Source organism: Geodermatophilus sp. SYSU D01176 (assembly GCF_054050015.1).
Genome location: NZ_JBJGYN010000051.1, coordinates 24,221 through 31,564 on the forward strand (window position 1 = coordinate 24,221; position 7,344 = coordinate 31,564).

Consider the following 7,344-nt stretch of genomic DNA (forward strand, 5'->3'; position numbering starts at 1 on the left):
GTGGGCGGTCCCGCGAGGCCGCGGGTGATCAGGCGGCCCGGTCCGGCGCGTCCTGGACATAGCCGTCCGGCGGCGCATCCGGAGCCTGGGCGAGCCAGCGCTCGGTCCCCACGGGGTCGCGTCGGCGCAACTCGGCGATCAGGAGGCAGCGCAGTCGGCGCCGGATCTCATGATCGCCGCCGTCGTCGGCGGCCCCCTCCGCGGCGCGGCGCCACTCGTCGGACAACAGCTCGACGGGGAGCACGCTCAGGAGGTGACGGAGGGAATCCTCGTCGGGTCCGGGCTCGGCGTCCCGCCCGGCCGGTCGGGGGTGCGGCTCGGCGCAGGAGCCGCCCCACCAGCCGATGGCCACCGCCACCGCGATCGTGGCGCCGGCGACCCCCAGGGGACCCAGGCCGAGGGGCGCCGTCCCCGCTGCGGCGGCCGGCAGCACTGCCATGCAGGCCGCGGCAGCCATCGGATGGGGCACCGACCGCAGGTCCATCCCCGGACTGCGGTGCAGGGCCTGGGTGAACCCCCAGCCGACCGCGGCGAGCACCGCGCCCAGGAGGAGCGATGCCTGCGGGGCGGTCACCGCACCGAGCGCGGCGAGGACTCCGAGGGCGACGCCTCCGGGCCAGCGCAGCGTAGCGACCACACCACGCCGGATGCCGCAGGTCGACGACGACGTCCAGGGTGCTCCGGCTGCCATGGGGTCCTCCGTCCGGGATCGGGCCGTACCGTCGACAGAGGACGTGCTCGGCCCGCCGCCCGCTCTCACCTGCAGCGGCGAGATGTCATCCCTTCATCACGGACGCCCGGCGCGCGATGGCATCCGTGCGGGCCAGGCGGGTGTGCTCCCGCCGGCGGGCCCCGCGTGCGTTATCTGGCCGTCACGCAGCCCGGGGCCGCTGATCCCGGGGGGTCAGCGAGGTCCGGGACGATCGGTCGGGGTGGATCCGTCAGACGCGCGCGTGGGCGTCGGCGTGGGCTCGGCAGGCGCCACCGAGCGGTAGTCGTCGCGGCCAACGGGCCGGTCGGTCAGGCCCCCGTCGGTCGGTACCTCGACCGGCGCGCCCTCGACGACGAAACGGATCGTGGTCACCGTGGGCAGGTCGGTGAGCGTCCACACGATCTGCGCGACGGCGAGCAGCTGGTTGCCCCCGGTGATCCCGGTGAAGCCGCGGCTCACCGAGACGGTGGTCACGCCGTCGGCGGGGCCCTCGTCGACGCCGACCACCTCGGGTGGCAGGGCCGTGCGGATCCCGGTCGCCGCCTCCGCCCGCGTGGGGCCCTCCACCAGGTGCTCCAGCGCCGTGGCCGTCGTCGTGGCATCGGTGCGCCTCTCGACCGGGGTCAGCCGGGTACCCCGCACGAGGAACACCGTCAGGCGGGGGGCGCCGGCACGGCCGCCGTTGCCGATCTCCGTCGACGGCTGTGCCGCGGTCGTCACGGGTTCGGGTCGGTCCTCCGGCCGGACCCCGCAGCTCGTGACGAGCAGGGCGGCGATCACCAGCGCCAGGGCGCGCACGACCGTTCTCGCCGGGCTGTTCATGGCTCCGGGTCGACCGGGAGCCGCACCACGAACCTCGCGCCTCCGGAGGGGCTGTCATGCACTGTCACGGTGCCTCCCATCGCGTGCACGTGCCGGGCCACCAGGGCCAGGCCCAGACCCGCCCCCTCCGTCCGGGTGCGGATGCTGCCGCTGCCGCGGGCGAACCGGTCGAACACCCGGGTCCGCTCCTCGGCGGGGATGCCGGGGCCGTCGTCGTCGACCAGCACGCAGGCGGTGTGCTCGTCGCGGGCCACGGTGACCCGGGTGAGCGCCCCGCCGTGCTTGTCGGCGTTGTCCATGAGGTTGCCGAGCACGCGCTCGAGCCGGCGCTTGTCGGCCCGGATCACCGTGTCGGCGGCCCCGGCGCGGACGTCGAGCCGTGCCGCCGGATGCCCACCGAGCCGCCGCCGGGCCAGCGCCTCCTCCACCAGGTCCGCCAGGCGGACCTCCTCGACGACCAGGTCGGTGGTGCCCGCGTCGGCGCGGGAGATCTCCAGCAGGTCGGCGACGAGCCGCTCGAACCGGAGCACCTCGGAGCGCAGCAGCGCCAGCCCCTCGCGCCCGTCGGCGGGCAGGTGTTCGGCGCTGCTCTCGACCAGGTCGACCGCGCCCAGCATCGCGGTCAGCGGGCTGCGCAGCTCGTGGCTGACGTCGGCGGCGAACCGGGCATCGGTGCGGACCCGGGCCTCCAGCGCGGCCGCCGTCCGGTTGAACGACGAGGCGATGGGCACCAGCGCCGGGTCGCCGCGGGGGTCGATCCGTGCCGAGTGGTCGCCCTCGGCGATCGCCCGCGCCGCCGCGGCGATGCGCTGCAGCGGGCGCAGCGCCGGTCCGGTGACCCACCAGCCCACCGGGAGCAGCAGCGGCACGAGACCGAGGACGGCGATCGTCAGCACCGCGCCGAGGACGCGATAGGTCTTGTCCAGCTCCTCCAGGGGAAAGACCTCGAAGTAGGCCTGGTCCAGCCCGGCCAGCGGGATCCCCACCGCCATCATCGTGGCGTCGTGCACCTCGATCCGCTGCCGTGCCGGTGTGCCCTCCACGACGGTGTCGACCAGTGCGGCGGGCACGTCGTCGCGCCCGAGCAGCAGCGACGTGGTCACCCACTCGCCGTCGTCCACGTACAACGACACCGAGCCGGTCTCGCGCGGCAGCTGGGCGAGGACCTGCGGCACGGTCAGGCCCTCCGTGCCCAGGGCGCGCTGTACCTGTGCGGCGTTGTCCGAGGCCTGCAGCAGCGTGATCCGCTCCCGTTGCACGAGCAGGTACTGGGTCACCGCGACCCACACGGCGACCGCCAGCACCCCGCAGAGCACCACGGTCACCGCGGTGAAGGCGAGGGTGGCCCTTCCGCGCAGCGTGCCCAGTGCGCCGGCCCGTGACCGGCGCCGCCCACCCGACGGTTCCTCGGCGGGGCCGTCGGACTCCGCGTGCGGGAACGGCTCCGGGTGGGATCGGCTCGCGGTCACCCGGGGATGCGGTATCCCATGCCGCGCACGGTGGTCACCACGGTCGGGTTCCCCGGGTCCGCCTCGATCTTCTTGCGCAGCCGGCGGACGTGGACGTCGACCAGGCGCGAGTCGCCGAAGTAGTCGTACCCCCACACCCGTTCGAGGAGCTCCTCCCGGCTCAGGACGCGGCCGGGCTCCTCGGCGAGTTCGCACAGCAGCCGGAACTCGGTGCGGGTGAGGTTGAGGGGGTCGCCGTCGCGCGACACCGTGCCGTCCTGGGGCGCGATCTCGAGGCTCCCGACGGTGATGCGCACCCGTGGCTCGGGTGCCCGGGTCCGGCGGGCCAGCGCGCGGATCCGGGCGGAGAGCTCCTTGGCCACGAAGGGCTTGGACACGTAGTCGTCGGCGCCGGCCTCCAGGCCGGCGACGACGTCGTGGCTGTCCCCGCGGGCGGTCACCATGATGATCGGGACGTTGGAGGTGCGGCGGATCTCCCGGCAGACCTCGAACCCGTCCTTGCCCGGCAGCATGAGATCCAGCAGGACCACGTCGAAGTCCCGCTCGCCCAGTTGCTCCAGCCCTGATTCGCCGCTCTCGGCCTCGGCGACCTGGAGCCCCTCGCGCTGCAGGGTCATCGCCACGATCCGACGGATCCGGGGGTCGTCCTCGATGATGAGCACGGACCGAGGCACGTCGGAGAGTCTGCCCACCGGCACCTCCCTCCACCAGCCTCCGCGGAACGGGCCGATCCGCTTCATGGGGCCCGTGTGCCACCGTCACCGGAGCCGGTCGAGCAGGCACGGGGGAGCCGACGATGTCGCGAGATCGTCACCTCGGCCGGCGAGGCGAGCAGGTCCGTGTGACGAACCCGTGACGCCGGTGGTCAGTCGCCGGGGCGCAGCTCGAAGAAGGCCACCTGGGGCGGGGCGTTGACCCGGATGGGCGCCAGGCTGAAGCCGATCCCGCACGTCACGAACATGCGGTTGCCCTCCGCGCCGTGGTCCTCCGGCGCCCAGCCGTCGGCGACGATCCGCTCCTCGCTGGTCAGGGCCAGGTAACCCCACCGCGGCGAGCCGGGGAGTCTCACCTGCCCGCAGTGGGTGTGCCCGGCAAGGGTCAGGGGCGCACTGCCCGGCGGCAGCTCCGGGAAGACGGTCGGGTTGTGCATCAGGACCACGCGCGGTGCGTCGTCCGGCACGTCGGCCAGCGCCTGGTCCACGTCGGCGGCGCCCGGGCGGTCCGGGCCGACGCCCACGACGTGCAGCGCCCGCCCGTCCCCACCCCCGAGGCCGGGAACGGGTGCGGCCTCGTTGCGCAGCACCGGCACGCCGGCGTCCTCCAGCGCCGTCTCCAGCTCGTCGGCCGCGCTGACCGCGTAGTCGTGGTTGCCGAGGACGGCGAAGGTCGGGATGCCGGAGTCCAGCAGCGGGTCGAGCAGTTCCAGCAGGGCGTCGATCTGGGTCTCGATGCCGGGATCGCTGCTGTAGACGAAGTCCCCGGCGAGCAGGGCGACGTCGGGCTCGGCGGCGACGATGGTCTCGACCGCCTGCTCGACCATGCCGGTGTTGGCGAACCACATGCCGAGCTGGAAGTCGGAGACGACCGCCACCTCCGTGCCGGCCAGCGAGCGGTCGATGCGGGGCATGGGGACCGCCGCGCGCTCCTCGTCCAGGATGAACCGGGGTTCGACGAACACCCCGTGGACCAGCACCAGCGCCAGCAGGATGCCCAGCGCGGCGCCGATCCGCTTCAGCCAGCGGCTCACGACGCCCTCCGTCCACCGGTGGTGGCCCGGACCCGGGCCAGCAGCTCCTGCAGCGCGGCGGTCACCGCGCCGGGGTGGGTCAGGGGCACCATGTGGCCGGCACCGGGGACGAGGACCAGCCGGGCCGCGGGCCCGATGAGCCGGGCGAGCCGCCGGGCGTCCCCGGCGGCGAAGGTCGCGTCGTCCGTGCCGGCGAGGACCAGCACCGGGACCGCGCCCAGCACCCGGGCGACCACGTGCTCGGCGTACGCCGCCAGGCCGGGTAGGAATGCCGACACCACGCCCAACGGGGTGTCGGCCCAGGAGCCGGCCATCGCGGCGACGGCCCGCTCCGGCGGGTCGGCGGCGAACAGGCGACCGCGCAGCCACCGCCGACCGGCCGGACGGCGGAAGGGCCCGACCCACTGCACCACGGGGGCCGCCGCCCACAACAGGCGCGCGACCAGCGGGCCCAGCCCCGCCCGGAGGGCGAGACGGAGCGCGCCGGGCAGCGGGCCGCTGCGGTCGAGCGGGCCCGCGGTGGTGGACAGCAGTGCGACGCCGGCCACCCGCTCGCCGAGGAGCTCCGGGCGGTCCCGCAGCAGCGCCAGGACCGCCATCCCACCCAACGAGTGCCCGGCCAGCACGACGGGCCCGGTGGGGGCCCGCTCCTCGAGGACCCGGCCGAGGTCCCGGCCCAGCTGCCGCACGGTGGCCGACCAGGGGGCGGCCCATCCGCTGCGGCCGTGCCCACGCTGGTCGTAGCGGACGATCCGGACGGAGTCCTGCAGCGCCCGGCACAGCGGGTCGAACCCCGACGCGTCCGCGGCCAGCCCGTGGACCAGCACGACGGTCACCGGCGCGTCCGTGGGGCCGGATCCCTCGACGTGCAGCCGTACGCCGTCCTCGGTGCGGACACCCTCGGGGTCGCCGGCCAGCCGACCCGCGAGGTGCCGTGCCCTCCGGAGCCGGAGCGCCACCACGGCCGCCGCCGCGGAGCCCGTGACGAACGCTGCCCGTCCGCTCACCGCCGGACCTCCGCCACCGTCCGCGCCGCCGTCGCGGCCCGGGTGCCACGCCCCGGTGGCGGGAGCAACACGTGAGCGCAGGCGGCGACCCAGATGCCACCCAGCAGGAGGCCGGCCACGACGTCGGTCGGGTGGTGGGCGGCGACGTAGATCCGGGTGATCCCGACGGCGGGCGCGACGAGGAGCGGCAGGGCCAGCACCGCCCACCGCCCGGTGGCCCGGCCGTAGGCGATGACCAGCGCGGCGACCGCCCCGTACGCGGCCACGGCCGCGGCCGCGTGACCGGAGGGCCAGCTGGCCCCGGCCGGGAGGCCGGTGGTGAGGTCGGGAACGGCCGGGCGCGACCGGTCGACCACCTGGGCGACGGCCCAGTACAGGACGACCTCGCCGACCAGCGTGACGGCGACGAAGACCACCGGTCGCCAACGCGCGGCCACGGCCAGGGCCAGCACGGCCGTGGCCAGACCGACGGCGATCACGGTCCGGGTGCCGGCCAGAGAGCCCACGGTCTCCATGACCGTGGTCAGCCCACCGCTGCGGACCTCCACGAACCAGGCGACGCCCGACCGGTCGACCCGGCCCAGCCAGGTGTCGGTCCAGGCGCCGGTGACCAGCAGGCCCAGCCCGGCCAGCAACCCGGCCAGCACGAGCCCGACCACGAGCAGCCGGGTGGCGGCCGGCCGCCCCGGCAGGGCCGGTCCCGGCGCCGGGGCCAGGTGGGCCGCCTCCTCCGGGGCGACGTCCAGCGGGTCCAGGGGCTCGTCGGTGTGCCGGTCGGTGTCGTGCTGCCAGGCGCGGAAGGCCGCGGTCGTCACTGCCAGCCACCCGGCGCCCAGCGCCCATCCGGCGAGCACGTCGGAGACGAAGTGCACGCCCAGCGCCAGGCGGGTGAGGCCCACGGCGACGACGAGGACCACCGTGGCCGTGAGCAGCCACGGCCGCGCCCGGCGGCGCACCGCGGGCAGCGCGACGAGCAGCAGCACACCCCAGGTCACGAGGGCGGTCATGGCGTGCCCGCTGGGGAAGCTGGCGTTGGACGGGGTCTGCACCACCGGCGATTCGACGACCGGGCGGGCCCGGTCGACGACGGCCTTGGTCACCGGGCCGAGCACGGCCAGCCCCAGTCCCGTGGTCGCGACGAACGCCGCCAGGCGCCGTCGGCGGCGGATCAGCAGGAAGGCGGTGGCCAGCGTGAGCAGCAGCACGGCGACCGCGGTGCCACCCAGGTCGGTGACGGCGGTGAGCACCGACACCAGCACCGGGGATCCGCTCACCCACTCGTTCAGAGCACGGGCGGTCTCGCCGTCCACGGCCGCCAGTGGCGCCGAGGTCTGCTGGACCAGCAGCCACAGCAGCAGGAACGGGACGACGCCGACGACGACGGCGGCCCAGCCGAGCAGGGCGCGGGCGCCGAAGCGGCCGATCCCGGTGGTGTCGGCCGGGGTGGTGCGGGGGGCGGGGGCTGGTCGCATCGTCCGATCTCCACGGGCTCCGGCCGGCAGGTACTCGGTCCGGGCCCGGGGGGGGGGGGGGGGGGGGGGGGGGGGGGGGGGGGGGGGGGGGGGGGGGGGGGGGGGGGGTGGTTGT

General features: G+C 75.8%; 7 protein-coding genes. All 7 read right to left on the reverse strand.

Annotated features, from left to right (window positions below):
- Nucleotides 1–28: 28 nt before the first annotated feature.
- The 7 genes from ACI78Z_RS20895 to ACI78Z_RS20925 all read right to left on the reverse strand — a co-directional run bounded on the left by ACI78Z_RS20895 (nt 29) and on the right by ACI78Z_RS20925 (nt 7,229).
- Nucleotides 29–691, reverse strand: coding sequence for a hypothetical protein (locus ACI78Z_RS20895; RefSeq protein WP_457038451.1), 663 nt, complete (start codon nt 689–691; stop codon nt 29–31).
- Nucleotides 692–904: 213 nt separating this feature from the next.
- Nucleotides 905–1,534 carry a GerMN domain-containing protein gene (locus ACI78Z_RS20900; protein WP_457038452.1) on the reverse strand — a complete coding sequence of 210 codons (630 nt, stop codon included), beginning with the start codon at nt 1,532–1,534 and terminating at the stop codon, nt 905–907.
- Nucleotides 1,531–3,003, reverse strand: a complete 1,473-nt coding sequence (locus ACI78Z_RS20905) for a sensor histidine kinase (RefSeq protein WP_457038453.1) — start codon at nt 3,001–3,003, stop codon at nt 1,531–1,533. The genes ACI78Z_RS20900 and ACI78Z_RS20905 overlap by 4 nt, the downstream gene beginning before the upstream one ends.
- The gene (locus ACI78Z_RS20910) at nt 3,000–3,677 is read right to left on the reverse strand and encodes a response regulator (RefSeq protein ID WP_457038454.1); all 678 of its coding nucleotides are present in this window, start codon (nt 3,675–3,677) and stop codon (nt 3,000–3,002) included. The genes ACI78Z_RS20905 and ACI78Z_RS20910 overlap by 4 nt, the downstream gene beginning before the upstream one ends.
- A 191-nt stretch (nt 3,678–3,868) precedes the next feature.
- The gene (locus ACI78Z_RS20915) at nt 3,869–4,750 is read right to left on the reverse strand and encodes a metallophosphoesterase (protein ID WP_457038455.1); all 882 of its coding nucleotides are present in this window, start codon (nt 4,748–4,750) and stop codon (nt 3,869–3,871) included.
- Entirely contained in the window at nt 4,747–5,757 is a 1,011-nt protein-coding gene (locus tag ACI78Z_RS20920; protein ID WP_457038456.1) for an alpha/beta fold hydrolase, read from the reverse strand. Before ACI78Z_RS20920 ends, ACI78Z_RS20915 begins: the two co-directional genes overlap by 4 nt.
- Entirely contained in the window at nt 5,754–7,229 is a 1,476-nt protein-coding gene (locus ACI78Z_RS20925; protein WP_457038457.1) for a phosphatase PAP2 family protein, read from the reverse strand. Before ACI78Z_RS20925 ends, ACI78Z_RS20920 begins: the two co-directional genes overlap by 4 nt.
- Between the last annotated feature and the right edge of the window lie 115 nt (nt 7,230–7,344).